This is a genomic window from Okeania sp., from assembly GCF_983059655.1.
Window position 1 is genome coordinate 1 of the sequence record NZ_CEZPJD010001072.1, and the last position, 2,188, is coordinate 2,188.

A 2,188-nucleotide genomic window follows, 5' to 3' on the forward strand; every position below is an offset into this window, starting at 1 on the left:
TACTGATACTTGATTTTGCCAATTTAGGGTTTTTAATTGCTTTAATATGTTCATTAGTTGATATCTCCACAATCTTCAGTTCTTTTTTCTCTTGCGTAGACTTCTCTGAATTTGTTGGTATCTCTAACAGCTATTTTCGCAAGTTTGTCTATCTCTTGAAGATAATATTCTGAGTCTCTGATGGGGTCTACTTCACCTTCACTTCTTTCGTATAGGATTTTAAATAGTTCAAATGCTTGTCTTCGCTCTTCTTCCTCTGCTGCTGCTTTTTTGGCAGTCTGTCTTGGAAGTACAATGTCTCCTAAAATGCTTACAAAGTTGTTAAAATTGTTAACTATTAACCTACTAATTTCTGATGAGTTAATAGCTTTTTGTATAGCTTTAGCTATAACGGTTTCTGCTTTAAAAGTGTATGGTTTGATTTTGATTTTCATCTTAAGGTTCTGATTGTTTCTTTGCTGGTTGAACTGAATTTTTCCATGAAAAAATCCGACGGTATTAACTACCGTCGGACTTTTATTCTTCTTCGGTGTGATGCTGGGGCGACCCTAATACTTCTTGCTCTAGTGCAGCAAGTCTTTCTTCAAATATTTGAGTGAACTGTTTGTTTTCGTCTAGCCTTTGTTCAAGTCTGCCACGATGCGCCCCTACATATTCATAGAAAGCCTCTTTTAACAGTTCCAACTGGCTCGCTAGTTTTTTAGTATGGCCTCCTTCTCTGTTAATGGTGGTGGATTCGCTTTTTCCCTGACCAACCGTTCCAGCATTTCGCTCCGACTGACCTGCTCCTCCTTCCTTAGATCGTCCAAGTAGCTCATCGCTGTCTTGGTCAAGGACACACCTGTCTTGACCTTGAGTTCTCCGTATTTCTGATGCTCTGTTTTCATTTCCTCTATTGGTTTTGATGCTCATTGTAACACCATCCATGTTTTGTAACACCATCTACACTTCTGACACTGAACTTATTGAGGTACTATGTTGACATAGTATCTTTATTGAGTTACTATATCAATCATAAGCCAAAAGAAAGGGGGAAATTAACAGGAGAATCTAACCAACAAAAGCATGAAATAACGACTTCTTAGCCGTTCAAGCTGACTTAAAAATTTCTGAATTACTTAATTTATATCCATCTGCCAGGGGCTTACTTCTTGCCAAGTCAGCCCCTTACCTAGAAAACAAAATGTTGCCCTGTCAAATTCAGCAATATCTTCTATTAATCCAAAGTGTTGGAATAAGAGCGGCCAATCGATACCGCAAATTAGTTGAATCGGCCACTTATCGCGATCGCGATAATCCTTTGGGGCCAACTGAAAGGCGATCGCGCATTGTTGATTAATTGAGTGATTTTCCATGAAAAAATCCGACGGTATTAACTACCACCGGACACTTATTATTCATTGTGATGCTGGGGCGAACCCTCTAATATTTCTTGCTTAATTGCAGCAAATTCTTCTATGAATTTTTGGGTGAACTCTCTATTTTCGTCTAGCCTTTTTTCTAATCTGTCCCGATGCGCCCCTACATACTGATTAAAAGCTTTTTCAAGAAGCTCCAATCGGTCGATTAGTTTTTTAGGATGGCTTCCTTCTCCGTCAATGGTAGCGGAGGCGGTGATGGATTCGCTTTTTCTCTTATTAATTGCTCGACTACCTGGCTCCGACTGATTTTCTCCTCGGATTCCTGGGCCATCTCCTCTACGTGGTCCAGCGCTGTCCGAGTCAAGCTGAGTGATATCGAGTACTTCGGCTCTTGGTATAATTTTGGACTTATTTTTGGCATTTTCCTCGTCTTGGTTCATTTCATCTTAGCAATATAATAGTCTGCTTTTGTCGGAACATCATATTGACATAGTATTATCATCTTGCTATGATGTCAATCATAAGCCAAAGAAAAGGGGGAGGTTAACAGGAGAATCTAACCAACAAAAGCATGAAATAACGACTTCTTAGCCGTTCAAGCTGACTTAAAAATTTCTGAATTACTTAATTTATATCCATCTGCCAGGGGCTTACTTCTTGCCAAGTCAGCCCCTTACCTAGAAAACAAAATGTTGCCCTGTCAAATTCAGCAATATCTTCTATTAATCCAAAGTGTTGGAATAAGAGCGGCCAATCGATACCGCAAATTGGTTGTGGAAATTTGGCAGTCTGAGCAAGACTTAACATCTGAAGAAATCAAAATTCAA

Annotated in this window: 4 protein-coding genes; all 4 read right to left on the bottom strand. The window is 39.3% G+C overall.

Features of this window, described 5'->3' with window-relative positions; translation table 11 throughout:
• Positions 1-53: 53 nt before the first annotated feature.
• Positions 54-434, bottom strand: a complete 381-nt coding sequence (locus tag AC3DU7_RS31865) for a hypothetical protein (protein WP_488043233.1) — start codon at positions 432-434, stop codon at positions 54-56.
• 82 nt (positions 435-516) lie between these two features.
• Positions 517-942, bottom strand: a complete 426-nt coding sequence (locus AC3DU7_RS31870) for a hypothetical protein (protein WP_488043234.1) — start codon at positions 940-942, stop codon at positions 517-519.
• A 176-nt stretch (positions 943-1,118) separates the two neighbouring features.
• Complete coding sequence (locus AC3DU7_RS31875) at positions 1,119-1,355, bottom strand: hypothetical protein (protein WP_488042698.1); 237 nt, start codon at positions 1,353-1,355, stop codon at positions 1,119-1,121.
• Between the two features lie 38 nt (positions 1,356-1,393).
• Positions 1,394-1,801, bottom strand: coding sequence for a hypothetical protein (locus AC3DU7_RS31880; RefSeq protein WP_488043235.1), 408 nt, complete (start codon positions 1,799-1,801; stop codon positions 1,394-1,396).
• Positions 1,802-2,188: the final 387 nt, after the last annotated feature.